Origin of the sequence: Mesorhizobium sp. B1-1-7 (assembly GCF_006442705.1) — a bacterium.
Taxonomy (GTDB): domain Bacteria; phylum Pseudomonadota; class Alphaproteobacteria; order Rhizobiales; family Rhizobiaceae; genus Mesorhizobium; species Mesorhizobium opportunistum.
Genome location: NZ_VFWQ01000004.1, coordinates 388,894 through 414,537 on the forward strand (window position 1 = coordinate 388,894; position 25,644 = coordinate 414,537).

At 63.7% G+C, this 25,644-nt stretch carries 26 protein-coding genes; 17 read left to right on the top strand and 9 right to left on the bottom strand.

Going from position 1 to position 25,644, the window contains the following annotated elements; translation table 11 throughout:
- Positions 1–6 precede the first annotated feature (6 nt).
- From FJ978_RS09105 to fabD, 8 genes are all read right to left on the bottom strand, one after another.
- The gene (locus FJ978_RS09105) at positions 7–897 is read right to left on the bottom strand and encodes a YicC/YloC family endoribonuclease (protein WP_140571837.1); all 891 of its coding nucleotides are present in this window, start codon (positions 895–897) and stop codon (positions 7–9) included.
- A 148-nt stretch (positions 898–1,045) separates the two neighbouring features.
- Positions 1,046–2,290 (bottom strand): endolytic transglycosylase MltG, encoded by a 1,245-nt coding sequence (mltG, locus tag FJ978_RS09110; RefSeq protein ID WP_140571839.1) that lies wholly within the window; start codon positions 2,288–2,290, stop codon positions 1,046–1,048.
- Positions 2,291–2,392: 102 nt separating this feature from the next.
- On the bottom strand, positions 2,393–3,655 hold the full coding sequence (gene fabF, locus FJ978_RS09115; protein ID WP_013896299.1) for a beta-ketoacyl-ACP synthase II: 1,263 nt from the start codon (positions 3,653–3,655) through the stop codon (positions 2,393–2,395).
- A gap of 34 nt (positions 3,656–3,689) precedes the next feature.
- Positions 3,690–3,926 carry an acyl carrier protein gene (locus tag FJ978_RS09120; RefSeq protein WP_006203723.1) on the bottom strand — a complete coding sequence of 79 codons (237 nt, stop codon included), beginning with the start codon at positions 3,924–3,926 and terminating at the stop codon, positions 3,690–3,692.
- Positions 3,927–4,137: 211 nt separating this feature from the next.
- Entirely contained in the window at positions 4,138–4,875 is a 738-nt protein-coding gene (gene fabG / locus FJ978_RS09125; RefSeq protein ID WP_023779657.1) for a 3-oxoacyl-[acyl-carrier-protein] reductase, read from the bottom strand.
- Between the two features lie 31 nt (positions 4,876–4,906).
- Positions 4,907–5,173: a type II toxin-antitoxin system RelE/ParE family toxin gene (locus tag FJ978_RS09130; RefSeq protein WP_013896301.1), complete on the bottom strand. Its 267-nt coding sequence runs from the start codon at positions 5,171–5,173 to the stop codon at positions 4,907–4,909.
- Positions 5,157–5,378: a ribbon-helix-helix protein, CopG family gene (locus tag FJ978_RS09135; RefSeq protein WP_013896302.1), complete on the bottom strand. Its 222-nt coding sequence runs from the start codon at positions 5,376–5,378 to the stop codon at positions 5,157–5,159. The genes FJ978_RS09130 and FJ978_RS09135 overlap by 17 nt, the downstream gene beginning before the upstream one ends.
- Before the next feature lie 55 nt (positions 5,379–5,433).
- Positions 5,434–6,372 (bottom strand): ACP S-malonyltransferase, encoded by a 939-nt coding sequence (gene fabD / locus FJ978_RS09140; RefSeq protein ID WP_140571841.1) that lies wholly within the window; start codon positions 6,370–6,372, stop codon positions 5,434–5,436.
- Positions 6,373–6,649: 277 nt separating this feature from the next.
- Here fabD and FJ978_RS09145 point away from each other — a divergent pair, with 277 nt between their 5' ends.
- From FJ978_RS09145 to FJ978_RS09210, 14 genes are all read left to right on the top strand, one after another.
- The gene (locus FJ978_RS09145) at positions 6,650–8,578 is read left to right on the top strand and encodes an LTA synthase family protein (protein WP_246678094.1); all 1,929 of its coding nucleotides are present in this window, start codon (positions 6,650–6,652) and stop codon (positions 8,576–8,578) included.
- A 438-nt stretch (positions 8,579–9,016) separates the two neighbouring features.
- Positions 9,017–9,508 (top strand): 30S ribosomal protein S6, encoded by a 492-nt coding sequence (gene rpsF, locus FJ978_RS09150; protein WP_013896305.1) that lies wholly within the window; start codon positions 9,017–9,019, stop codon positions 9,506–9,508.
- Complete coding sequence (gene rpsR, locus FJ978_RS09155) at positions 9,508–9,756, top strand: 30S ribosomal protein S18 (protein ID WP_006203718.1); 249 nt, start codon at positions 9,508–9,510, stop codon at positions 9,754–9,756. Before rpsF ends, rpsR begins: the two co-directional genes overlap by 1 nt.
- A gap of 263 nt (positions 9,757–10,019) precedes the next feature.
- Positions 10,020–10,604, top strand: coding sequence for a 50S ribosomal protein L9 (gene rplI / locus FJ978_RS09160; protein WP_013896306.1), 585 nt, complete (start codon positions 10,020–10,022; stop codon positions 10,602–10,604).
- A 262-nt stretch (positions 10,605–10,866) separates the two neighbouring features.
- Positions 10,867–12,159: a cyclopropane-fatty-acyl-phospholipid synthase family protein gene (locus FJ978_RS09165; protein WP_013896307.1), complete on the top strand. Its 1,293-nt coding sequence runs from the start codon at positions 10,867–10,869 to the stop codon at positions 12,157–12,159.
- Positions 12,160–12,252: 93 nt separating this feature from the next.
- The gene (locus FJ978_RS09170; protein WP_013896308.1) at positions 12,253–12,576 is read left to right on the top strand and encodes a YnfA family protein; all 324 of its coding nucleotides are present in this window, start codon (positions 12,253–12,255) and stop codon (positions 12,574–12,576) included.
- 2 nt (positions 12,577–12,578) lie between these two features.
- Positions 12,579–13,556 (top strand): small ribosomal subunit Rsm22 family protein, encoded by a 978-nt coding sequence (locus FJ978_RS09175; RefSeq protein WP_140571843.1) that lies wholly within the window; start codon positions 12,579–12,581, stop codon positions 13,554–13,556.
- 220 nt (positions 13,557–13,776) lie between these two features.
- Positions 13,777–15,267, top strand: a complete 1,491-nt coding sequence (locus FJ978_RS09180) for a replicative DNA helicase (protein ID WP_013896310.1) — start codon at positions 13,777–13,779, stop codon at positions 15,265–15,267.
- Between the two features lie 239 nt (positions 15,268–15,506).
- Entirely contained in the window at positions 15,507–16,910 is a 1,404-nt protein-coding gene (gene radA / locus FJ978_RS09185; protein ID WP_140571845.1) for a DNA repair protein RadA, read from the top strand.
- A 47-nt stretch (positions 16,911–16,957) separates the two neighbouring features.
- Entirely contained in the window at positions 16,958–17,620 is a 663-nt protein-coding gene (locus FJ978_RS09190; protein WP_140571847.1) for a CvpA family protein, read from the top strand.
- 162 nt (positions 17,621–17,782) lie between these two features.
- Positions 17,783–19,252, top strand: a complete 1,470-nt coding sequence (gene purF / locus FJ978_RS09195; RefSeq protein WP_023779649.1) for an amidophosphoribosyltransferase — start codon at positions 17,783–17,785, stop codon at positions 19,250–19,252.
- Between the two features lie 61 nt (positions 19,253–19,313).
- Positions 19,314–20,054: an SDR family NAD(P)-dependent oxidoreductase gene (locus tag FJ978_RS09200; RefSeq protein ID WP_140571849.1), complete on the top strand. Its 741-nt coding sequence runs from the start codon at positions 19,314–19,316 to the stop codon at positions 20,052–20,054.
- Positions 20,055–20,177: 123 nt separating this feature from the next.
- Positions 20,178–20,804, top strand: coding sequence for a hypothetical protein (locus FJ978_RS09205; protein ID WP_140571851.1), 627 nt, complete (start codon positions 20,178–20,180; stop codon positions 20,802–20,804).
- Positions 20,805–20,971: 167 nt separating this feature from the next.
- Complete coding sequence (locus FJ978_RS09210) at positions 20,972–21,190, top strand: hypothetical protein (protein ID WP_013896316.1); 219 nt, start codon at positions 20,972–20,974, stop codon at positions 21,188–21,190.
- Between the two features lie 162 nt (positions 21,191–21,352).
- On the opposite strand, the gene FJ978_RS09215 is transcribed toward FJ978_RS09210, so the two are convergent.
- Positions 21,353–21,859, bottom strand: a complete 507-nt coding sequence (locus tag FJ978_RS09215; RefSeq protein WP_140571853.1) for an OsmC family protein — start codon at positions 21,857–21,859, stop codon at positions 21,353–21,355.
- A gap of 174 nt (positions 21,860–22,033) precedes the next feature.
- Here FJ978_RS09215 and FJ978_RS09220 point away from each other — a divergent pair, with 174 nt between their 5' ends.
- From FJ978_RS09220 to FJ978_RS09230, 3 genes are all read left to right on the top strand, one after another.
- Positions 22,034–23,545 carry an alpha/beta hydrolase gene (locus FJ978_RS09220; protein ID WP_140571855.1) on the top strand — a complete coding sequence of 504 codons (1,512 nt, stop codon included), beginning with the start codon at positions 22,034–22,036 and terminating at the stop codon, positions 23,543–23,545.
- Between the two features lie 168 nt (positions 23,546–23,713).
- Complete coding sequence (locus FJ978_RS09225) at positions 23,714–24,601, top strand: DMT family transporter (RefSeq protein WP_140571857.1); 888 nt, start codon at positions 23,714–23,716, stop codon at positions 24,599–24,601.
- Between the two features lie 54 nt (positions 24,602–24,655).
- Positions 24,656–25,564: a DMT family transporter gene (locus FJ978_RS09230; RefSeq protein ID WP_140571859.1), complete on the top strand. Its 909-nt coding sequence runs from the start codon at positions 24,656–24,658 to the stop codon at positions 25,562–25,564.
- The last annotated feature ends 80 nt before the right edge of the window (positions 25,565–25,644 follow it).

Below are 25,644 nucleotides of genomic sequence, written 5' to 3' on the forward strand. Positions count from 1 at the left end.
CATCGGCTACTCCAGATTCTGGACCTGTTCACGAAACTGGACGACCACGGCCTTCAGTTCCAGCCCGATCGCGGTGACGGCTGCGGCGTTCGACTTCGAACACAGCGTATTCGATTCGCGGTTAAATTCCTGTGCCAGAAAATCGAGCTTGCGGCCGACGGCGCCGCCACCCTCGATCAGCGCCCGGCCAGACGCGACATGCGTTTTCAATCGGTCGATCTCTTCGCGAATGTCGGCCTTGGTGGCAAGAAACGCCGCTTCCATGTGCAGCCGGCTCGCGTCCAGGTTGGCGGACGGGTCCATCAGCAGCCTGACCTGCTCGGCGATGCGTTCACGGATCGCCGCCGCATCGCGCGACGGGTCCGCCTCGGCGAGCAGCGTCAAGGCCTCGATGGCGTCGATATGGCCGGACAAAAGCAGCGCCAGTGCAGCACCCTCGCCGTGCCGCGCCTGTTCGAGCCCTTTCAGCGCCACGTCTAGCGCCGCCATGATGGCCGCATCGAGCGCGGCGCGCGCCTCTTCGGTTTCGATAGTTTCGGGAATGTCGAGCACGCCACGCAGCGAAAGCAGGCCGTCGGCCGTCGCGGGAGCAACGCCAAATTGTTCCTGCAGCCGCTTGGCGAGCCCCGCCAGATCCTTCAGGAACGCCTCGTTGACGACCGGCTGCGCCTGCGCGCCGGCGGCACGGCCGATGGTCAGCGTCGCCTGGAAATTGCCACGGGCGAAACGCTTCTGCAGCGTTTGCCTGACCGCCGGCTCCAGCCGCTCGAATCCTTGCGGCAGCCGCAGCCGCACCTCGACGCTCTTGCCGTTGACGGACTTGACCTCCCAAGCGACCGAGGTCCCTTCATGCTCGGCGACGGCACGGGCAAATCCGGTCATGCTCTGCAAATTCATGTCGCCTACACACCCCTGGCGCATCGCCCCGAAACCATCCCGGACAGGGCAGATGCTGCTTAAAAACGATCACGCCGCGGGACGTCGAAATCGGACGCGTGGCGTTGCTTCAAATGTCAGGGCTGTCGCCCTTCCAGCCTTCTTCGTCTTACTGGGCGGCACCCGCATCGCCGCCGGCGTCGCCACTGTCGCCGTCGCTGCCGTCAGCAGGTTTGTCGGCACTGCCGCTGGCCCCGGCGGCTGCGGCGGCCTTGGCCGCTTCATCGGCCTGCTTCTTCTGCAACGCACGATAGCGGGCGACGTTTTCATTGTGCTCGTCCAGCGTCGCGGCAAAAACGTGACCGCCCGTGCCATCGGCAACGAAATAGAGATCGTCGGTCTTCGATGGATTGGCCACGGCCTCAAGTGCCGCACGCCCCGGATTGGCGATGGGCGTCGGCGGCAGGCCGCTGATCAGATAGGTGTTGTAAGGCGTCTGCTTCTGGATGTCGGACTGGTAGATCGGCCGGTCCACCGGCTTGCCCTTGCCGCCGAACAGACCATAGATGATGGTTGGATCGGATTGCAGGCGCATGCCCTTGGCCAGCCGGTTCAGGAAGACCGCGGCCACCCGTGAACGCTCGTCACCCTTGCCAGTTTCCTTCTCGACGATCGAGGCCAGGGTGACGAACTCGTCGACGTTCGACAGCGGCAGGTCCGGCGCGCGCCGCTGCCATACCTCGTCGACCAGCTTCTTCTGATCGCCCAGCAACTTGTCTATCATCTGCTGGCGCGTCGCGCCGCGCGTGAAACGCAGCGTGTCGGTGGCCAGGCTGCCCTCGGGTGGCGTCTTGGCCGGCATGTCGCCGCTCAAGGCGGGCTCGCCCGCGATACGCTGCAGAGCCTGCTCGACCGTCAACCCCTCCGGAATCGTCAGTGAGTACATCACCGACTTGCCGCTCTTCAAAAGCTCCATGATGTCGCGCATGGATGCCCTGGGCTTGACCTCGTATTCACCGGCCTTGAGCGCGGAATCGTTGCCGAAGGCACGCACGCCAAGCCGGAAGATACGGGCGTCGCTGATCAGTCCGCGGCGCTCGAGCTGGTCAGCGATATCCTGGACGCCGGTGTTCGGCTTGACCAGGAAAGTGTCGCCATTGGCCGACGGGCCGGGTTCGGTGAATTCCTGCTTGCCGAAGTAGACCGCCACGCCCGCCGCCAGCACCATCAGCATCACCGAGGAGATGACGAAGTTCATGAACACGACGACCTGACTGCGAGAAGCGCGCGAGCGCTTCGGCGGCGGCGTTCCGGCTTCAGGCCGCAAGGCTTCGCTGGCTGTCTTCGGCACGATCGGCCCAGTGCTCGCCGGACGTTGGCCGAATTCTCCGTTGCCTGCCGGATTTGTGTTCATTTCGCCCTACCGTTTGATCTCTCAACGAATCCCCTGCGGCAGAGTAGGGGCGAATATGGCAAAATTGACGACACGTCAAAGCACCGCCCGGTAACCGGACGATCAGCCATTGTAGCGCTGGAACACAAGCGATGCGTTGGTGCCGCCGAAGCCAAAGGAATTGGACAACGCGACGTCGATCTGGCGGGAGCGAGGCTTATTCGGCACCAGGTCGATCGCGGTTTCGCGTTCGGGGTTGTCGAGGTTGATGGTCGCCGGCGCGACATTGTCCCTGATCGCGAGGATCGAGAAGATCGCTTCGGCCGCGCCCGCCGCCCCCAGGAGATGGCCGATCGACGATTTGGTCGACGACATCGAAATCTTGGACGCGGCATTGCCGACAAGCCGCTCGACGGCGCCGAGCTCGATCGTGTCGGCCATGGTCGAGGTGCCGTGGGCGTTGATGTAGTCGACATCGGCAGGCGTCAGCTTGGCCCGGTTCAGGGCCGCCGTCATGCAACGGAAGGCGCCGTCACCGTCCTCGGCGGGCGCGGTGATGTGATGGGCATCGCCGGTCAGGCCATAGCCGGTAACCTCGGCATAGATCTTGGCGCCGCGCGCCTTGGCGTGCTCCAGCTCCTCCAGCACGACGACGCCGGCGCCCTCGCCCATGACGAAGCCGTCACGGTCGCGGTCGTAGGGGCGCGATGCAGTCTGTGGCGTATCATTGTGCTCGGTCGACAGCGCCCGGCATGCGGCGAAGCCGGCGATCGACAGCCGCGTCACCGGCGCTTCGGCACCGCCGGCGACCATGACGTCTGCATCGCCCCACATGATCAGCCGGGCAGCGTCGCCAATGGCGTGCGCGCCGGTCGAGCAGGCAGTGACGACGGCATGGTTCGGGCCCTTCAGCCCGTGCCGGATCGAAACCTGGCCGGAGACGAGATTGATGATCTGGCCGGGGATGAAGAAAGGGCTGATGCGGCGCGGACCGCGCTCCTTGAGGATCATCGCGTTCTCGGCGATGCCCTCGATACCACCGATGCCGGAACCGATCAGAACGCCGGTGGCGCACTGCTCTTCATGCGTTTTGGGTTCCCAGCCGGAATCCTTCAGCGCCTCGTCGGCGGCTGCAATCCCGTACAGGATGAAGTCGCCGATCTTGCGCAATTCCTTCGGCTCGAGCACGGCCTCGGGATTGAAGGTGGCATTGCTGCCGTCGCCACGCGGAACGACGTGGGCGATCTTGCAGGCAAGATCCTCCACCTCGAACTCGGTGATGCGCTTGGCGGCGCTGCGGCCGGTCAGAAGTTCCTTCCAGCTGTGCTCGAAGCCCATGCCGAACGGTGACAACAACCCAAGGCCCGTGACGACGACACGCCTCATCGCAGGTCCTCCCCGGTGGTGACTGCGGAAAGCGTCAGGCCGAAGCCTTGTCGATGTACTTCACCGCATCGCCGACGGTCAGGATGGTCTCGGCCGCGTCGTCGGGAATCTCGACGCCGAATTCTTCTTCGAACGCCATGACGAGTTCGACCGTGTCGAGGCTGTCGGCGCCCAGATCGTCGATGAAGCTCGCCTGCTCCGTCACTTTGTCGGCATCGACGCCAAGGTGTTCGATGACGATCTTCTTGACGCGCTCTGCGGTGTCACTCATTTGGGCATCCTCGTCTTTTGTTTGTCTGTCTTCGTTAGCGGGCAGAATGCCGCTAATCAAGCTGAAAGATGGTCCTGCCGGAAACGCAACGGCCACGGACCGGTTTTTGCCCGAACCGCCGGGTTGCGGGCCGCATTACACGAAAAATAGCTGAGGTCCAAGGCGAAATGGTCTCTTTTCACAACCCGGCAGCGTTGCCGCCGGGCCTGGTTCAGATCATCGCCATGCCGCCATTGACGTGGACGGTCTGGCCGGTGACGTAAGCTGCTTCGTTGGAGGCGAGATAGGCGACCGCGGATGCGACTTCAACGCTGGTGCCCATGCGGCGCGTCGGAATGGCCGCCATGATCGCCTCTTTCTGCTTGTCGTTGAGCTTGTCGGTCATTGCCGATTCGATGAAGCCGGGGGCCACACAGTTGACGGTGATGTTGCGGGTGGCGATCTCCTGCGCCAGCGACTTCGAGAAGCCGATCATGCCGGCCTTGGAGGCGCAGTAATTGGTCTGGCCGGGATTGCCGGTCACGCCGACCACCGAGGTGATGTTGATGATGCGGCCATGGCGCCGGCGCATCATCGGATGGGTGAGTTCGCGGGTGAGCCGGAAAACGGCGGTCAGATTGACCTCGAGCACGCTGTCCCAATCGGCGTCCGACATGCGCACGAACAGGCCGTCCTTGGTGATGCCGGCATTGTTGACCAGGATGTCGACACCTTCCAGATCGGCTTCCGCCTTCTGGCCGAGCGCCTTGACCTCGTCGCGGTTCGACAGATTGGCCGGAAACAACTTGACCCGGTCGCCAAGTTCGTTGGCCAGCGTCTCCAGCTTCTCGATGCGCGTGCCATGCAGGCCGACAATGGCGCCCTGCGCATGCAGCACCCTGGCGATTGCCTCGCCGATGCCTCCCGATGCCCCGGTAACGAGCGCCTTGCGGCCGGTCAATTCGAACATGTCTTGTCCTCTTCTTAAATGGGGCGGGCGATTATCTGTAGATGTCACCACGGTGGCCGATGGTTACCACCAGAACGACCAGCCGGCTGTCCTGCACATCGCAGATAATGCGATAATCCCCAACCCGGTATCTCCAAAAAGTCGCCAAAGGGCCCTTCAGCGCCTTGCCGGCTTCACGTGGATTGTCGAGCACCGCGATACGGTTTTCAATGAAGTCCCGGATGCGATGCCGCGTTTTTGGATCCAGCTTTTCAACGAATTTGCGCGCTGAACGGGCGTATTCAAGCGTCCAGGCCACGCCAGAAGTCCTCGCCCTTCATGACATCCTCTTCGCCACGCCTGATCCGCTCCAGAACTTCAGCGGCGAGGTAATAGTCTTCCATTTCCTCGATACCGCGCTCGATGAGTTCGCGCAGATAGTAAGCCTTGCTGCGGCCGGTCCTGGCCGCCAGGAAATCCAGGCGCTCCTCGATCTCGGGAGCCAGTCTTATAGAGGTCGGCATGGCAATCCTCATGAATACATGTATTCATGTACAGCCGCGCAGGGGAGAATTCAAGTCAGAGCGCCGCTAGCGCCGCCTCGACGTCAACCGCCGCACCGACCGACGCGGTAGCGATGTCGCGGTTGATGCGCCGCGCCAGCCCCGACAGCACCTTGCCAGCGCCAATTTCGTAGAGCGCGGTGACGCCGTTGGCGCCGAACCATTCGACCGTCTCGCGCCAGCGCACGCGGGCGACCACCTGCTCGACCAGGCGCCGCGAAATCTCGTCCGGGTCGCTCGTCGGGATGACTGTGACGTTCGAGACGATCGGAACCACCGGTGCGGCCTTGGCCACTTCGGCGAGCGCGTCGCGCATGATCTCCGCGGCCGGCGTCATCAGCGCCGAATGGAAAGGTGCCGAGACCTGCAGCATCAGCGCCCGCTTGGCGCCCTTTTCGGTGCAAAGCCTAGCGGCCAGTTCGACTGCGGCCTTGGCGCCGGAGATGACCAATTGGCCGCCGCCATTGTCGTTAGCGACCTGGCAGACAGACCCTTTGGCCGCTTCAGCGCAGGCAGCTTCGACATCCGCCTGCTCCAGTCCGATGATCGCTGCCATGGCGCCCTCGCCGGGAGGTACCGCCGCCTGCATGGCGTTGCCGCGAATGCGCAGCAGCCGCGCGGCATCGCCAACGGAAACGAAGCCCGCGGCGGCCAGAGCCGAATATTCGCCCAGCGAATGGCCGGCGACATAGGCGACCTTGTCCTTCAGCGAGAACCCGCGCGATTCCAGCGCCCTGATGGCCGCCAGCGATACCGCCATCAGCGCCGGCTGTGCGTTGGCCGTCAGCGTCACGGCCTCTTCGGGACCTTCCCAGATCAACTTCGACAGGTTTTCGCCGAGCGCGTCATCGACTTCCTGGAAGACCCTGCGCGCCTCGGGAAAGCTATCGGCGAGATCCTTGCCCATGCCGACAGCCTGGCTTCCTTGTCCCGGAAAGGTGAATGCGACGGCCATGCGAGGGCTCCTAAGGGCTGGTTTTGCTTGCCTGATAGGCGGGTTTTTCTTGCCTGTGACGCAAGGCAGGCTGCCAAGTCAAGCCCAGTTCGCCCCTGCCGGGCGGCCTCGTCAACCGCCGAGTGCCTGTTCCCAAAGGCTTTTTGGCGATCACTCCTGATGAAAACCGCTCACGAATCGTTTGCTGGCTCTTCTTATTTCCGCCACAGGCGCTAGCTTTGCGTGACAATTATATGACAATCGAGTGACGTGTTTGTCGCTGGGTGGGGAAGTTGAAGTGACAAAGAGTTCGAAACGTAGCGGTAAAGCCGTGCCGCAATTCCTGGAAGACGATCCGTCCACCGGCTACCTGCCGGGCCGGAGATGGCCGGTTGTCCGTTACGGGCTGATCAGCCTGGCGATCGCGGCCATCCTGGTGTTCGCCATCGAACTGATCGTGCGCGGTGATTTCGCCGGCACCGTCTCCTTCTTCCTACAACCGCTCAAGCCGGGCTGGACCACGATCGTGGTGTTCGCGCTGATCCTGATCGGCCTCGACGCCGTGCTCGGCCGTAGCCACCAGAGCCTGATGATCGTGGCTCCGCTGACCCTGTCCCTGGCCTTTGTCGGCCATCAGAAGTCGCATTATCTCGGCGATCCGCTCTATCCGACGGATTTCCTCTACGCCCGCCAGATCGTCGCCCTGCTGCCATTGCTGGTGCGCGACCGGCCAATGACCGCGCTCGCCATGGTCGTCGGCATCGTCGCCGGCCTGTCGCTGCTCGTCTATGGCTGGCGGCTGTGGCGCCGCAAGGTCCTCGCACTCAGCCGCAAGGGCCGCCTCGCCCGGCTGACGCTGGCGGTTCCGCTGCTCGCCTTCTTTGTCTCGATCATGGACTACGCCACCTTCTCGTGGACCAGGGACCGGCTGCAGATCATCCCGATCATGTGGGACCAGAAGGAAAACTACGCCTCCAACGGCTTTGCGCTCGCTTTCGCGCTCAACGTGCCGATGGCGCATGTCTCGGCGCCGGCCGGCTATTCCGACAAGGCGATCGCCGCAATCGAGAGGCCGGAGGTGACAGCCTCCGTGCCCGCCGAGAAACCTGACATCATCGTCGTCATGAGCGAATCCTTCTGGGATCCGACCAAGCTGCCAGGGGTCACCATCACGCCGGACCCCATTCCCAATGTGCGGGCGTTGCGCTCGGGCTATATGTTCTCGCCCGAATTCGGCGGCATGACCGCCAATATCGAGTTCGAAGCGCTGACCGGCTTCTCGAATGCCTTCCTGCCGGCCGGCAGCATCCCCTACCAGCAATATGTGCGCACCCCGACGCCCTCGATGGCAACCTTCCTGAAGAGCGAGGGCTATCAGGCGCGCGCCATCCATCCAGGCACCAACTGGTTCTGGAACCGTGGTGCTGTCTACGCCGATTTCGGCTTCAACGACTTCAAGTCGGAAGAGACGCTGCCGCCGATGGAAAAGCGCGGACCGCTGGCATCGGATGCGGCAATGACCGACGAGATCATCCGTGAAGCCGACGCCAGCGAGCAGCCGGTGTTCTTCTTCGCGGTCAGCCTGCAGAACCATGGCCCCTACGAACCGAACCGCTACTACAACCCGACCCACAAGGTGCAGGCGCCGATCAGCCAGTGGGCGCGTGAATCGCTGCTGAGCTATGCGGAGGGATCCGCGGATGCCGATCGCGGTCTCGAGCGCCTCGTCGAATGGGCAAAGAAGCGCTCCCGTCCCACGGTGATCGCCTTCTTCGGCGACCATCTGCCGCCGCTAGGCCCGGTTTACGTCGAAACGGGCTTCCTCAAGGACAATGTCGCGCCGCGCAAGGAGGCATCACCGCAGGACGCCCTTCAGCATCACGAGACGCCGCTGGTCATCTGGTCGAACCGTACCGGCCCGGCCGAAGACCTGGGTGCGGTCAGCCCCGCCTTCCTGCCCTATCATATCCTGAAGACGGCCGGCATCACCCATCCCTACTACACGGGCTTCCTGGGCGAGATGCGCGAACGCTACCGCGTCGTCGACCGCAACCTGTTGCTGACGCCGGCCGGGGAAGCCACGCCCGACTGGGCACGGCAGAAGGACATCGACCCGGCGATCCGCGACTTCCGCCTGCTGCAATATGACATGATGTTCGGCAAGCGGCACGCGGCGCCGGATTTTTTCCCCGAAACGGTCGACAAGGTCGTCGCCCACACGAGTTGAGCCTGCAGTCCCTCTGAGGGGATCGAACACTCAATTCGTTAGTTGCAGCTTCGAGAACTTGTTGGCGATCTGCTCTTGAGAAGCATCTCATCCCCGGAAATGCTTGCCGCTGCGGGGAAGTCGCAAAGTCTTGCGATTGTCGCCATTTGATCCTCCCCCTGCGACATCGCGAACGCCACCCGCCCTTGCCTTCCCTGCGGATTGCTATATAGACGCCCGCAATCTGCCGGTCCTAGCTGGGGGCTGAACGGAGGGCCGGAGGTTTTCTCAAAAACCTTCGCGTGAAGCCAGAAGTGCTTCCGCCTCCCGTGTCTCCGCTCTCGACCGTCTCGTCATGCTCCTTTCTTCCCCGCCCCTCAAGGGATCCGGGTCAGAGAAGTTGCAGAGGCTTTTGCCGCCGGGAACCGGGAGAGAAACGAAGAAAGGCACGAAGACATAATGGCTCTTTACGAACATGTGTTTCTTGCCCGGCAGGACCTCTCGCAGCAGCAGGTCGATGCGCTTGTCGAACAGTACAAGGGCGTCATCGCAGCAAATGGCGGGTCCGTCGGCCGGGTCGAGAACTGGGGACTGAAGTCCCTCACCTACCGGGTCAACAAGAACCGGAAGGCATACTACACGCTGATGGACCTCACCTGCCCGCCGGCAGCGCTCAACGAGATGGAGCGCCAGATGGGCCTGTCCGAGGACGTGCTGCGCTTCCTGACCATTAAGGTCGAGGCGCATGAGGAAGGCCCCTCGGCGATGATGCAGAAGCGCGAAGAGCGCTCGGAGCGCGGTGGCTTCGGCGACCGCGATCGTGGTGACCGTGGCCCGCGTTCGTTCGGCGACCGCGATCGCGGCGACCGTCCGCCGCGCAGCTTCGGCGACGCCGGTGGCGAGCGTGGTCCGCGCCGTCCGCGCGAAGGCTTTGAAGGGGGTGCAGAATAATGGTCGACATCAACCAGATCCCGACCCGGCGCCCGTTCCATCGTCGCCGCAAGACCTGCCCGTTCTCCGGCGCCAACGCGCCCAAGATCGACTACAAGGACGTGCGTCTGCTGCAGCGCTACATTTCCGAGCGCGGCAAGATCGTGCCGTCGCGCATCACCGCGGTCAGCCAGAAGAAGCAGCGTGAGCTCGCCAAGGCGATCAAGCGCGCCCGCTTCCTCGGCCTGCTGCCTTACGTGGTTCGCTAAATTTCTCCGAGCGGGCGGCTTTGTCGCCCGCTTTTCTCCACGGCGACGGGCGCCGCTGGAGTGTCTTGACGATGCATGTCGTTGTCCCAAAGCCGGGAACCCACTTTTGGGCGACATGCAGGAAATCCCGGGTTGAGGCCAAAGCCTCTAACTGCCGACAGGCAGGACAGCGACACCGGCGGCAACGCCCCTTTGCGTCCTGACCTGTTCCCAAGAATCGGCATCGATCCCGAGATCGACGCCCAACTGAAAGGAACAAAACCATGGAAGTCATTCTTCTCGAACGCGTTTCCCGCCTCGGCCAGATGGGTGATACCGTCAAGGTCAAGGACGGCTTTGCCCGCAATTTCCTCTTGCCGCAGGGCAAGGCGCTGCGCGCCAACGAGGCCAACAAGAAGAAGTTCGAAGGCCAGCGTGCCCAGCTCGAGGCCCGCAACCTCGAGCGTAAGTCGGAAGCCGCCCAGGTTGCCGAAAAGCTCGACGGCAAGAGCTTCATCGCCGTCCGCTCGGCCGGCGAGACCGGTCAGCTCTATGGTTCGGTGTCGACGCGCGACATCGCCGACCTGCTGACGGCGGAAGGTTTCACGGTCAACCGCAACCAGATCCAGCTCAACCAGCCGATCAAGACCATCGGTGTCACCAATGTGGCGATCGCGCTGCATCCGGAAGTCGAAGTCACGATCACGCTCAACATCGCCCGCACGGCCGACGAAGCCGAACGCCAGGCCAAGGGCGAGACGCTGACCACCGCCGAAGCCATTTATGGCGACGACATCAACGACAACGCCCGGCCGGAAAACTTCTTCGATCCGAACGCCGAGTTCGAAGGCGGCGAAGACAACGCCTGATCTTACCCCGCAAGGGATTGGAGCCAAGCTCCGATCACATTGCCGTTATCCGTCCTTTGTGGACCAACGCCCGGGCCTCTCGCCCGGGCTTTTTTGTGCCAAAAGGAACTTTTCGGACCCCTATATATTGTTGCAGACTAGATCGTCGCGCGTCCTTTGGACGCGCAGAGGACGTGTGGAATTAGAGTTCGGCGCATGATCCTGTCCGAAAGTCGATTGCGGTTTTCGGGCCATGCGCAAGGCAGCCTGGGGACATTAGGTCATGAATATTCTCTTGAAGCGCGTTCTCGATCGCCTGGTTCGCACCGGCAGTCTCAAAGTGACCGGACCGAAGGGCACGACATTCGTGTTCGGCGACGGCAGCGGCGAGCCGGTGCACCTGCACATCAAGACCCGACATGCCGAACGCGCCATCACGTTCGATCCGATGCTGGCGGTGCCTGAATCCTACATGGATGGCGAACTCGACATTCTCGACGGCGGCGTGCTCGGTGTGATGCGAATTGCCTTCCAGAACATGGGCAGCGGCGGCATCGACGCGACCTGGTCGAAAGCCATCGAGGGCCTCCGCCACGCCTTCCGCCGCCTGCAGCAGATCAACACCGCCTCGCGCTCGCGCCGCAACGTGCAGCGGCACTATGATCTGTCAGGCGATCTCTACCGGCTCTTCCTCGACGAGGACATGCAGTATTCCTGCGCCTATTTCGAACAGCCGGACATGACGCTGGACGAGGCGCAGGCCGCCAAGAAGCGCCACATCGCCGCCAAGCTCAGGCTGAAGGCCGGCCAGACGGTGCTCGACATCGGCTCCGGCTGGGGCGGGCTCGGCCTCTATCTCGCCAAGGCTTTCGACGTCGACGTGCAGGGCGTGACGCTGTCGACCGAACAGCATGGCGTGGCCACCGACCGGGCGCACGCGCAGGGGCTGGAAAACCACGTCCATTTCGAGCTGAAGGATTACCGCGAGCTCAACGAGCGTTTCGACCGCATCGTTTCGGTCGGCATGTTCGAACATGTCGGCGTCAACCACTACCGCACCTTCTTCGACAAGTCCGCGACACTGTTGAAGCCCGATGGTGTCATGCTGCTGCACACGATCGGCCGTTCCGGTGTGCCGTGGGCGACCAGCGCCTTCATCCGCAAGTACATTTTCCCGGGCGGCTACATCCCGGCAATGTCGGAGGTGCTGCCGGCGATCGAGAAATCCGGCCTCGTGGTCACCGACGTCGAGATCCTGCGGCTCCACTATGCCGATACGCTGAAGCACTGGGGCCAGCGCTTCGCCGCCAACCGCGACAAGGCCAAGGCGATCTACGACGAACGCTTCTGCCGCATGTGGGAATTCTATCTGGCCGCCTCGGAAGCCGCCTTCCGCTGGCAGGACCTGGTCATCTTCCAGTTCCAGATCACCAAGAAGAACGACACGCTGCCGATGACCCGCGACTATATGGCCAAATGCGAAAAGGCGCTGGAAATGCGCGACCTGGGCCGCCGCGAGGCGGCTCCCGTCGAGAAGCCCGCCAAGCCTGCCCGTCGCCGCAAGGTGGCGGAATAGAAACGGGAACGTTCGTACGCTTTCGCTGTTGGCGCTTGCCTTCGCACGCCCCTGCCCTGAAAAAGGCCTCGTGATCGTCGCGAGGCCTTTTTCATGAGCTATCTCCTTTATGTTGCCGCGGCCCTGGCCGAGATCGCCGGCTGCTTTTCGGTATGGGCATGGTGGCGGCTGGAAAGGTCGCCGCTCTGGCTGGCGCCGGGCTTCGTCTCGCTTGTCCTGTTCGCCTGGCTCCTGGCACTGGTCGACATCAATGCGGCGGGCCGTGCCTATGCCGCCTATGGCGGCATCTACATCACGGCGTCGCTCGCCTGGCTGTGGCTGGTGGAAGGCGTGCGGCCCGACCGCTGGGATCTTGCCGGCGCGGTCCTCTGCATGGCCGGAGCCTCGGTCATCCTGCTCGCACCGCGCGGAGCCTGACCATGGAATTGCCAGTGCCACTTCGCCAAGGGGTCGAGCGCCTGCTTGAAAACGTTCCGCTCGCGACCCTGAAGCAAGCGGCGAAAACGCTTTCCGACCGCTACCGTGCCGAGTTGCGCGACGGCCGCCTGCACATGGCGCAGGATTTGGCCGTGCAGGCTTATCTCGCGACGCGGCTGCCAGCGACCTATGCCGCGGTCCGCGCCAGCCTCGATGCGCTGAATGAAGCCCGGCCTGATTTCGTTCCAAAATCCCTGCTCGATATCGGAGCCGGGCCTGGTACGGTGCTTTGGGCCACGATGGACCTCTGGCCCGACCTCGAACAGGCGGTGCTCCTCGAAGCCAGTGCGGCGGCACGCAAGGTCGGCGAGACGCTCGCCGCCGGCGCAGTCGCTGCCCGGACCCAATGGCTGGCCGGCGACGCCACCATCGACCTCGCCGATCTCGAGCCGGCCGAGCTGGTGACGTGTACCTATGTGCTGGACGAGATCATTCCGGCATCCCTGCCGAAGCTTGTCGACCGGCTTTGGCACCTCACGGCCGACACGCTGCTCGTTGTCGAGCCGGGCACGCCTGCCGGCTGGCAGCGAATCCTGGCGGTGCGCGCGCGGTTGATCGCGGCGGGCGCGCATCTGCTGGCGCCTTGTCCGCATGAGGCGCCTTGCCCGCTCGCCCCGCCCGACTGGTGCCACTTTTCCCGCCGCGTCGCCCGCTCGCGCTTGCACCGGCTGGCCAAGGAGGCGGAAGTGCCGTGGGAAGACGAGAAGTTCATTTTTGTCGCCGCCTCGCGCCAACCGGCCGCCGCGCGTGCCGCGCGGGTGATCGCACCGCCAAAGTCCGGCTCAGGCAAGGTTCTGCTCAAGCTTTGCGGAACGGACGGCAGCGCCGGCGAAAAATTGCTGACCAAACGCGACGGTGATCTGTTCAAGGCGGCACGGCGCCTGGACTGGGGCGATACGCTGGACGAAGGAAGCGCCTGATCGCCAAGATTGTTCTTGATCTGTTCCAACGACTCGGGTAGGGACTTGCGCCTTTCCGAGTCAATCGGAATCGGGGCTTGGAAGCACTCTCCTGTGGACGGTTCGCCGAGCCTGTGAACAACGGGCATCAAGGCTGGTTGGTCATGCGATGATGCAGAAAGGTCAGCATCGATTCGTCTCGTTCTGATATCGAGAAGCCGGGATCGACATCGGGGATATCATGGCAGAGGCAGCACGAAAATTCGGCGTGGCGGAGCAACCACTCTATCGCGAATCGCCCAACAACATCGAGGCCGAGCAGGCGCTGCTTGGTGCGATCCTCGTCAACAACGATGCCTTCTATCGTGTCTCCGACTTCCTGAAGTCCGGCCATTTCTACGAACCCCTGCACCGCAAGATCTTCGATGTCGCGGCCGAGCTCATCCGCATGGGCAAGGTGGCGACGCCGATCACCTTGAAGACCTTCCTGCCGGCCGACGAGAAGGTCGGCGACATGACGGTGGCGCAATATGTCGTGCGGCTGGCGGTCGAGGCCGTCACCGTCGTCAACGCCACCGACTATGGCCGCGCCATCTACGATCTGGCGACGCGCCGGGCGTTGATCACCGTCGGCGAGGACATGGTCAACATCGCCTATGACGCGCCGGTCGACATGTCGCCATCCGAGCAGATCGAGGATGCCGAGCGCCGCCTTTTCGAACTGGCCGAAACCGGACGCTACGATGGCGGCTTCGAGAGCTTCACCGACGCGGTCAAGACCGCGGTCGACATGGCCAACGCCGCCTATATGCGCGACGGCCATCTGTCGGGCCTTGCCACCGGCATGCGCGATCTCGACCGCCGCATGGGCGGCCTGCAGGCATCCGATTTGATCATCATCGCCGGCCGTCCAGGCATGGGCAAGACGTCGCTCGCCACCAACATCGCCTTCAACATCGCCGAGATGTATGAGCCGGCGCAGCAGGCTGATGGCTCATTCAAGGCGGCCAATGGCGGCGTCGTCGGCTTCTTCTCGCTCGAAATGTCGTCCGAACAGCTCGCCACCCGCATCATTTCCGAACAGACGGAAATCTCCTCCTCGAAGATCCGCCGCGGTGAAATCACCGAAATGGACTTCGAGAAGCTGGTCGCCTGTTCGCAGACCATGCAGAAGATCCCGCTGTTCATCGACCAGACCGGCGGTATCTCGATCGCCCAGCTCTCGGCCCGTGCCCGGCGGCTGAAACGCCAGCGCGGCCTCGACCTGATCGTCATCGACTATATCCAGCTGATGCAGGGTTCGAGCGCCAAGTCTTCGCAGAACCGCGTGCAGGAAATCACCGAGATCACCACCGGCCTGAAGGCACTGGCCAAGGAACTGGCCGTGCCGATCATCGCGCTGTCGCAGCTCTCGCGCCAGGTCGAAAGCCGTGACGACAAGCGCCCGCAACTTTCGGACTTGCGTGAATCCGGTTCGATCGAGCAGGACGCCGACGTCGTGATTTTCGTCTATCGCGAGGAGTATTACCTCAAGAACCGCGAGCCGAAGCTCGGCACGGAGGAATACGTCAAGTGGGAAAACGAGATGAACGAGATGCGCGGCAAGGCCGAGGTGATCGTGGCCAAGCAGCGCCACGGCCCGACAGGCTCTGTCACCCTTGCGTTCCACGGTGAGTTCACCCGCTTCTCCGACCTTGCCGAGGAACATCATATCGCGGAGAGGTTCGAGTGACCTCTTGAGACAGGCCTCGTTCCGTCCCGCCCCCCTCTGTCCTGCCGGACATCTCCCCCTCAAGGGGGGAGATTGGATGTCACGCAGGCTTTCGCCAATTACCAACCTAGAAAGACGGGCGGCAGGATCGAAGTTGCTGATCTCCCGCCTTGAGGGGGAGATGTCCGGCAGGACAGAGGGGGGCGCTGTCCCGCCGGCCTGTCTATGGTTTGCACTTTCTACCGACCCGGCGCGGCTCCATGGCTAAATCGCGCGTTCAGTTCATCTGCCAGAATTGCGGGTCGGTGCATCAGCGCTGGGCCGGCAAATGCGATGCCTGCGGCGAGTGGAACACGCTGGTCGAGGAAGGCACCTCCGGCGGCATCGGCTCCGGCCCGGCCAACACGCGCAATGCCCGCAAGGGCCGCGCGGTGGTGCTGACCACACTTTCCGGCGACATAGAGGACGCGCCACGCATCGTCTCTGGCATCGGCGAGCTCGACCGCGCCACCGGCGGCGGTTTCGTGCGCGGCTCAGCCTTGCTGGTCGGCGGCGATCCCGGCATCGGCAAATCGACGCTTCTTACCCAGGCTGCCGCTGCACTTGCGTCCAGGGGCCACCGCATCGTCTATGTCTCGGGCGAGGAAGCAGTCGCCCAGATCAGGCTGCGAGCGCAGCGATTGGGTGTTGCCGACACTGCGGTGGAGCTGGCCGCCGAAACCAATGTCGAGGACATTCTCGCCACGATCGCCGACGGCAAGCGGCCGGATCTGGTCATTCTCGATTCGATCCAGACACTATGGACCGATCTTGCCGATTCCGCGCCTGGCACCGTTACCCAGGTGCGCGCTTCCGCCCAGGCGATGATCCGCTATGCGAAGTCGACGGGTGCGGCGATCGTCCTTGTCGGCCATGTCACCAAGGAAGGCCAGATCGCCGGCCCGCGCGTCGTCGAGCACATGGTCGATGGTGTGCTCTATTTCGAGGGCGAAGGCGGCCACCACTACCGCATCCTGCGCACGGTGAAGAACCGCTTTGGGCCGACCGACGAGATCGGCGTCTTCGAAATGTCGGACAAGGGCTTGCGCGAGGTCGCCAACCCGTCGGAGCTGTTCTTGGGCGAACGGCATGCGAAATCCCCGGGGGCTGCCGTTTTCGCCGGCATGGAAGGCACCAGGCCCGTCCTGGTCGAAATCCAGGCGCTTGTCGCGCCCTCCTCGCTCGGCACGCCGCGTCGGGCGGTGGTCGGCTGGGACGGCGCGCGTCTGTCGATGATCCTGGCGGTGCTGGAAGCCCATTGCGGCGTGCGCTTCGGCACCCATGACGTCTATCTCAACGTCGCCGGCGGCTACCGCATCAGCGAGCCGGCCGCCGATCTCGCGGTCGCCGCCGCACTGGTTTCCTCACTCACCGGTCTTGCCCTTCCCGCGGATTGCGTCTATTTCGGCGAAATCAGCCTTTCGGGCGCGGTGAGGCCGGTTGCACATGCGCAGCAGCGCCTCAAGGAAGCCGAAAAGCTGGGTTTTGGTAGCGCGGTTCTGCCCTTGGGCAGCGAGGAACTTGCTGGGGGGATCGGGGCCGGCGCTTTCCAGCCCGCCGAGCTTGCCGACCTCGTGGCACGCATAGCCGGCTCACGCCGAAGCCGTGTGGACGACGAAGAATAACGCGGCTCGTGGAGCCGTGAAAAAGAGATCGGAGTGGGGCGAAAGACATGCCGATTACGCTGCTTGACGGAATTCTCGTCGGCTTCACCCTGGTCTCGGCGATGCTCGCCATGGTTCGCGGCTTTTCGCGCGAGGTCCTTTCGGTCGTATCGTGGGCGGCGGCGGCCGCGGCGGCTTTCTTCTTCTATAAGCCGGTCCTGCCCTATCTGAAGCCCTACATAGACAACGAGAAGATCGCCATGGCGGCCTCCGCCGGCGTCGTCTTCATCATCGCGCTGATCGTCGTTTCGGTCATCACCATGAAGCTCGCCGACTGGATAATCGATTCCCGGATCGGCGCGCTCGACCGCACGCTCGGTTTCCTCTACGGCGCCGCGCGCGGCATACTGGTCGTCGCTGTCGCCTTGCTGTTCTTCAACTGGCTGGCCGGCGCCAAGGCACCGGCCTGGGTGACGGAAGCCAAGTCGCGACCGCTGCTGGAGCAGATCGGCGCCAAGCTAGAGAGCCTGCTGCCGGAGGATCCGGAAAACGCCATCCTCAAGAAACTCAATCCGAATCAGCCGGCCGCCGAGACGCCTGCCGCACCGGACGCGCCAGCAGCGGATGCGCCTGCCGGCGGCGACGACGCCAATGCGCCAGCGCCCGACGACAACGACGCCGCTCCTGCCGACAACACGGCCAAGCCGGCACCGGCGGCACCTGCAAACTGACGCCCCTTGTTTTGACGCAATTCCGGACGGAAAACCGTTTCACACTTTTCCTGGAATTGCTCCAGAACGGGCGTCAGGACCGACGATGGTGTGAACGACTGCACGGCGCGCGTTGCTTTCGACGCGAACCCGCTCTATATGGCGATTTTAGCGGAGCTTAAGATGGCAGACGCAGACGACGTGCTTTCCGCCGAGGCCGACGACCATTTCCATGACGAGTGCGGTGTGTTCGGTATTTTCGGCCGGCAGGACGCAGCGGCCATTGTCACGCTCGGCCTGCATGCGCTGCAGCACCGCGGCCAGGAAGCGGCCGGCATCGTTTCCTACGACGGCACCCAGTTCCATGTCGAACGCCATGTCGGCCTGATCGGCGACACTTTCACCAAACAGCGCGTCATCGACAGCCTGCAAGGCAACCGCGCCATCGGCCATACGCGCTACGCCACAACCGGCGGCGCCGGCATGCGCAACATTCAGCCCTTCTTTGCCGAACTCGCCGATGGCGGTTTCGCCGTCGCCCACAACGGCAATTTGACCAACGCCATGACGGTGCAGCGCGCGCTGCAGAAACAGGGCGCGATCTTCTCCTCCACCTCCGACACCGAAACGCTCCTGCATCTGGTGGCGACCAGCAAGGAGCGCGACCTCAACTCGCGTTTCATCGATGCGGTTCGGCAGGTCGAGGGCGCCTTTTCGCTGGTGGCGATGACGGCCAAGAAGATGATCGGCTGCCGCGACCCGCTCGGCATCAGGCCGTTGGTGCTCGGCGATCTCGACGGTGCCTGGATCCTGGCCTCCGAGACTTGTGCGCTCGACATTATCGGCGCGCGTTTCGTGCGCGACCTGAAACCGGGCGAGATGGTCGTCGTCACCTCCAAGGGCATCGAAAGCCTGTTCCCGTTTGAGCCGCAGAAGACCCGCTTCTGCATCTTCGAATATGTCTATTTCGCTCGGCCGGATTCCTCGGTCGAAGGCCGCAATGTCTATGAGGTGCGCAAGCGCATCGGCGCCGAACTGGCGCAGGAAAATCCGGTCGACGCCGACATTGTCGTGCCGGTGCCGGATTCGGGCACGCCGGCGGCGATCGGCTTCAGCCAGGCGGCCGGCATCCCCTTCGAGCTCGGTATCATCCGCAACCACTATGTCGGCCGCACCTTCATCCAGCCAGGCGATTCGATCCGCCACATGGGCGTCAAGCTGAAGCACAACGCCAACCGCCGCATGATCGAAGGCAAGCGCGTTGTGCTGGTCGACGACAGCATCGTGCGCGGCACCACCAGCCAGAAGATCGTGCAGATGGTGCGCGATGCCGGCGCCAAGGAAGTGCACATGCGCATCGCCTCGCCGCCGACCAGCGCCTCCTGCTTCTACGGCGTCGACACGCCGGAGAAGTCGAAGCTCCTGGCATCGCGCATGTCGGTGGAGGAGATGGCCGAATTCATCCGCGTCGATTCACTCGGCTTCCTGTCGATCGACGGGCTCTACCGCGCCGTCGGCGAGGCCAGCCGCGACAACGACCAACCGCAATTCTGCGACGCCTGCTTCACCGGCCAGTATCCGACCCGCCTGCTCGACTTCGAAGGCCACGACAACGTACGCACGCTGTCGCTGCTGGCGAACAGCGGGGCATAGGATTGCCAGGCCATCATTTGCCTTCGAGGGCGTCTCGCACCTACCTCACGGAAATTCTCGCATGACCCTCGACCTCTCCGGCCGCGTCGCGGTCGTCACCGGCGCCTCGCGCGGCATTGGTTATTTCATCGCCAAGGAATTGGCCGCCGCCGGCGCGCATGTGATCGCGGTCGCGCGCACCGTCGGCGGGCTTGAAGAACTCGACGATCAGATCAAGGCTGCCGGCGGCCAGGCCACGCTGGTGCCGCTCGACCTCTCCGACATGGCCGGCATCGACCGGTTGGGCGGCGCCATTCACGAGCGCTGGGGCAAGCTCGACATCCTGGTCGCCAATGCCGGCGTGCTCGGTGTCATCTCGCCGATCGGCCATGTCGAGGCCAAGACCTTCGAAAAGGTGATGACCATCAATGTCACCTCGACCTGGCGGCTGATCCGCTCGGTCGACCCGCTATTGCGGCTTTCGGATGCCGGTCGTGCGATTTTGCTTTCCTCCAACGCCGCGCATTCGGCACGCGCCTTCTGGGCGCCGTACGCGGCGTCGAAGGCAGCGGTCGAGACCATGATGCGCTCCTGGGCGCATGAGACGCAAAGCCTGCCGCTGCGCGTCAACGCCGCCGACCCCGGCGCCACCCGCACCGCCATGCGCGCGCAGGCCGTGCCCGGCGAGGATCCGGCAACGCTGCCGCACCCCTCGGAGATCGCCAAGCGCATCGTGCCGCTGGCAAGCCCAGACCTGAAAGAGACCGGGCTGATCTTCCAGGCCAAGCACAACCGCTTCGTCGCCTACAGGCAGCCGGAATAAATTTACACCTCTTTCGACGGCTCCCAGAACCGCTGCCCGCATTCAGGTGGCCTATCTCAGGGATTAAAAAGGCCTCCGGCTACGTTCTTCGAACGTAGGATATTCGAAAACCGGAGGACCGATATGCGCAGACTTCTTCTTATCGTTGCCGCCACCGCCGCGACTGCCGGCACAGCCCTGTCGCAAGATGCCAAGATGAGTTTCTTCGTCACCAGCGCCGGCTCCGGCAAGGGCGGCGATCTCGGCGGCCTGAAGGGCGCCGACGCGCATTGCGCCTCGCTCGCCGAAGCGGCCGGCGTCGCCGGCAAGACCTGGCACGCCTATCTCTCGACCAGCACCGAGGACGCGCGGGACCGCATCGGCAAGGGCCCCTGGTTCAACGCCAAGGGCGAGAAGATCGCCGACGATGTCGCCTCGCTGCACAGCGACGCCAACGGCATCACCAAGCAGACGGCGCTCACCGAGAAGGGTGAGACCGTCAATGGCCGTGGCGACACGCCGAACCGTCACGACATGCTGACCGGCTCCAAGCCCGACGGCACCAAGATCGCCGACCAGACCTGTGGCGACTGGACGATGAGCGGCGCCGAAGGGGCTGCCATGATGGGCCACCACGACCGCGCCGGGCTCGACGATTCGGCTGCGGCAAAGTCTTGGAATTCCTCGCATGCTTCGCGCGGCGGCTGCGGCCAAGAGGCGCTGAAGGGCACCGGCGGCGACGGCCTATTCTACTGTTTTGCAACCGACTGAGGCGGTAGTCCCCGAGAACCGGAGCAGAGCCGGCCTTGCCATCACGCGGCTGTGATCTCCAGCGTAAAGGCTGCTCCGTGGTCATGCTTTCGTCATTTCCACGGAGTTGTTAGGATCGTAGCGACTCCCGCAACAAGCGCCCTCTCGGGCAGAATAAGGAAATCCCCATGGCTACGACCGCAGCGTTGGTCTGGTATCTGGTAATCGCCGGGCCGCAGGGCGGCATGGTCGTGCTGCCCAGCACCTTCGACAAGCGCGAGCAGTGCACCGCCGCCATCACCGAATACCAGAAGCAGCCGACACCGCAGGGCTGGTCGGTGCAATGCGTGCCAAGCGCCTCGCCCTTCACCGACGAGGGCGATGCCGAAGAGCCGTCCGCGCAGTGATGAGCGTAATCTCCCCCCTTGAGGGGGAGATGGCCGGCATGCCAGAGGGGGTCGCCGCGCGTGGAGCGCTGACCTCCTCTGCCGGCAAAGGGGCGTCGCGTCAGGATGTTCCGATCCCCCTATGTCGCCTTCGGCGACATTTCCCCCTCAAGCGGGAGATCATCAGCGCCGTGCGCTCACCGTCAGCTCAGGTTTCTGATTGATGGTCTGAAACACCACGCAATAGCGCTCGGTCAGCTTCAGCAGCGAATCGATACGCTCCTGCGGCTCGTCGGTGTCGAGAGCGAAATTGAGCCGGATGGCACGGAAGCCGACCGGCGCATCCTTGGCGACACCGAGCGTGCCGCGAAAATCAAGATCGCCTTCGGCCTCAACCGCGGCAGCCCCGAGCTTGAACTCGAGCGCCGTCGCCACGGCCTTCAGCGTCACGCCGGCGCAGGCCACCAAGGCCTCGAGCAGCATGTCGCCGGAGCAGAGTTCCAGGCCTGAGCCGCCGGTTGCCGGGTGCAATCCGGCAATCGCAAGGGCCCTCCCCGTCTCCACCTTGCAGGCCACCGACTGGTCGTCGATCGAGCCTCTTGCCTTCAACGTAATCAGCGCCTGCGAAGCGTCGTCGCGATAGGCCTGCTTCAGCGGGGCCTGCATGGCCTTCAGTTCCGTGGCGTCCATTTTGTTGCCCTTTCCCGACTGCTTGTTTCGTGCCGTGAATAATGGTCCGAAATCGGGGACTTGTCACAACCCGCGGCAAAAATCTCGAATTGGCAAAACCGAGCCACCCATCATGCCCTTTGACTTCGATCGCCGCGGCCATACCTATGCGGGAGTCGTTCTCGCGGAGACATCATGTCGCTCAAGCTGAAACTGATCGCCCTGCTGATGCTTGCCGCCTTCACGCAGCCTGTCCTGGCTGATACGGCGGAGCGTCCGGCGCCCTCGGGCGGCGTGCTGTCCCTGCTGCCGTCGCCGCAGACCACCAAGCATTCCATCACCCTCGCCGGGCGCAAGCTGGACTATCAGGCAAGGGCCGGCACCTTGCCGCTGCTTTCCGGCAAGGGCGACGTCACAGCGGAGATATTCTATGTCGCCTATACGCTGGAGCCACCGGCAAACGCGGCCAAGGACCCGCAGCGGCCGATCACCTTCGTGTTCAATGGCGGCCCTGGAGCAGCGTCCGCCTTCCTGCATATCGGCGCGCTTGGTCCGCGCGTGATCGCCACGGGAACCGGTGGCGAATTCCTGCCCCCGCCGCAAAGGCTCATCGACAATCAGGACAGCTGGCTCGACATGACCGACCTTGTCTTCGTCGATCCGGTCGGAACTGGATACAGCCGCGAGGCACCGGGCCAGGACACGCACGACTTCTGGGGAGTCAAACAGGATGCCAGCTCGATAGGCGCCTTCATCCGGCTCTATCTCGCGCAGAACGGCCGCACCGGTTCGCCGCTGTTCCTCGCCGGGGAAAGCTATGGCGGCTTCCGTGCGGCGCTTCTGGCCAGGACATTGCAAGAGGATATCGGCATCAGTCCGAACGGCATCGTGCTGATCTCGCCGGCGCTGGAGTTCACACTGGTGCGGCCCGACGAATTCGAGCCGTTGCATTGGGCGCTCGAATTGCCGTCGCTGGCGGCCGTGCGCCTGCGCGCCGAAGGCGTCAAGGGCGATGCGTTGCGGGAGAAGCTGGCCGAAGTCGAACATTATGCGCTGGGCGATTATCTGACGGCGCTCACCAGCGGGCTGGAGCAAGGCGGGCGACTGGCGAGCCAGCGCGTGGCCGACATCACCGGCCTGCCGCTCGATCTCGTGCGGCGCAACTCCGCCCGCATCCCGACCGACCTGTTCGCAAGAGAGTTCGCCCGCGCCAGCGGCAAGGTGCTCAGCCCATACGACGCCATGATCGGCACCGCCGACATCGCGCCCGAAAGCGCCCGCGTCGTCGGTCCGGATCCAGTGCTCGACCGCAGCGTGCCGGCTTTGACCTCGGCTTTCGTCGGCTACGCCCGCGACGAACTGAATTTCCGCACCGATGTCAGCTATCGCCTGCTCAATAACGAAATCAGCCATGGTTGGGATTACGGGACGAGCGCCTCACGGCAAGGCTATGCCGGGGTAATGGACGACCTGCAGCGAGCACGCTCGCTGAACCCGGCACTCGGCGTCGTGATCGTCAACGGCTACACCGATCTGGTTACGCCTTACCTGGCCTCGCGCTACCTGGTGAATCAAATCCAGTCGCTTGCCAATACCAAGCCCATCCATCTCGATGTTGTCGAGGGTGGGCATATGATGTATTTCAGCCCCGACGGTCGACGCGCTCTGAAAGAGGCCGCCTCGGAACTCTACCAGGCAACGCAGTAGGCTTCGCGACAACGCGCGATCGACCTCTGCCCCAACGCAAGCTCCGGCCTGGCGTAGCGCTGCGCCGACTTTCGCCCGTATAGCTTGGAGCCGGGCCTGACTTTCGAGGCCGCTCGCACCGCTTCACAGCACTTGCTGTCGCTTCCTGCAACACTGGTCCCGCACCTTATGGCCGATGTCGCCATTCTCGAAACTCGTGAAAGGGTTCTCGCCGGGATCCTTTTGACCGGTGCGGCCTATCTCCTGTTTTCGACGCAGGATGCCTCGATCAAGCTCTTGGTCACCGGCATGACCGTCTGGCAAATCATGTTCTTCCGCAGCATCACCATTCTCGGTGCCTGCGCGGCAATCGGCGGACGAGCGCTGTTTGCCGACACGATGCGCTCGCCGATCGTGCGGCCGATGCTGGTGCGCAGCGCCTTCACGCTTGCCGCCTGGCTCTGTTACTACAACGCCGCGCGCAGCCTGCAGCTCGCCGAACTGACCACCGTCTATTACGCGGCCCCCATCATCGTCACCGTGCTTTCGGTATTCCTGCTCGGCGAAAAGGTGCCGATGCTGCGCTGGCTGGCGGTCCTGATCGGCTTCGCCGGTGTCTTTGTCGCCTGTGATCCTACCCATCTCGGCCTGTCCGTGCCGGTGCTGCTGGTGCTGACGGCCGCCTTCCTGTGGGGCATTGCCATCGTGCTCCTGCGCAAGACCGCGCTTGCCGAACGCTCGATGATCCAGCTTCTCCTCAACAATTTCTATTTCCTGCTGTTTTCGGCGGTGCCGGCGCTGTTGTGGTGGCACACGCCGGACCTGCCCCAGCTGCTGCTTCTCGCCAGCGTCGGGGCGCTCGGGGGCCTGGCGCAATATCTCCTCTTCGAGGGCATGAAGCGGACGCCGGCCTCGATCCTCGCGCCGCTCGAATACACCTCGCTGCTGTGGGCGTTCGCGCTCGGCTTTGCGATCTGGGGCGACGTGCCGCGCCGTGAAGTCTTCCTGGGCGCCGCCCTTATCGTCGCCGCCGGGCTGCTGATCGTCGGCGGCGAGCATTTCCGCAAGCGGCTGTGATGGGCATCACTGCTGACGCTACGATGTCAGGAGGGAGCGGCGTAGGCTGGCAGCATGACTGATGTGACAGCCACCACCGACACTGTCGCCGAGCGCACGCTTGGCATCGTTCTTGTGTCATGCTCGGCGGCCGTCTTTGCGCTGACTGGCGTGCTGACAAAATCGATCCATGCCGATCCGCTGACCATCATCTGCTGGCGCGGCTTTGTCGGTTCGATCCTGATCAGCCTCTATGTGCTGTGGCGGCGACGCCGCTCCGGCGGGCGCGAGAGCCTGCGATTGGGCTGGCGCGGATGGCTGCTGGCGGTGGAAGGCGCGCTGGCCAGCATTGCCTTCATCTCGGCGTTCAAATTCACTTTCGTCGCCAATGTCACCGTCATCTACGCCACCGCACCCTTCGTCACCGCGCTGCTGGCCTGGGTTCTGACGCGTGAACCCTTCCGCATGCAGACCATGCTCGCCGCTGCCGTGTCGCTCTGCGGCGTGGCGATCATGGTCTGGTCCAGCTTCGGCACCGGCAACCTGTTCGGCGACGGACTGGCGCTGCTGATGACCGTCGGCAGCGGCCTCTACATGATCATGGTGCGTGCCTTCCGCGACACGCCGGTGGTCTGGGCCGGCGCGGTATCGGCCTTCCTGTTGTTCGTGCTCGGCTGGTTCGTCACCGATCCGCTGGCGGTCTCGCCAAGGGATGCCGTCCTGCTCGTCACCTTCGGCGCGTCCTTCGCGCTGTCGTCGATCCTGTGGACGGAAGGCGCACGGCTCATCCCGGCGGCGGAATCCGGGCTGCTCGGCTCGGCCGAAGTGCCGTTCGCGATCCTGTTTGCCTTCCTGTTCCTGGGCGAAATCGCGCCGGCAGCCAGCCTGGTCGGCGGCGCCATCGTGCTCTGCGCAGTGTTTGCCCATGCCGGCCGCGACTGGCTGGCGGCCCGCGGGCAACGGACAGCGTCAAATATTTCTTAAAAAATTTTCGAAGTCATGGAACCATCATCGGGTTCAGGCATTGTTGGTGCGACGGGCCACCCCCCAAGTCCCCCCAAACC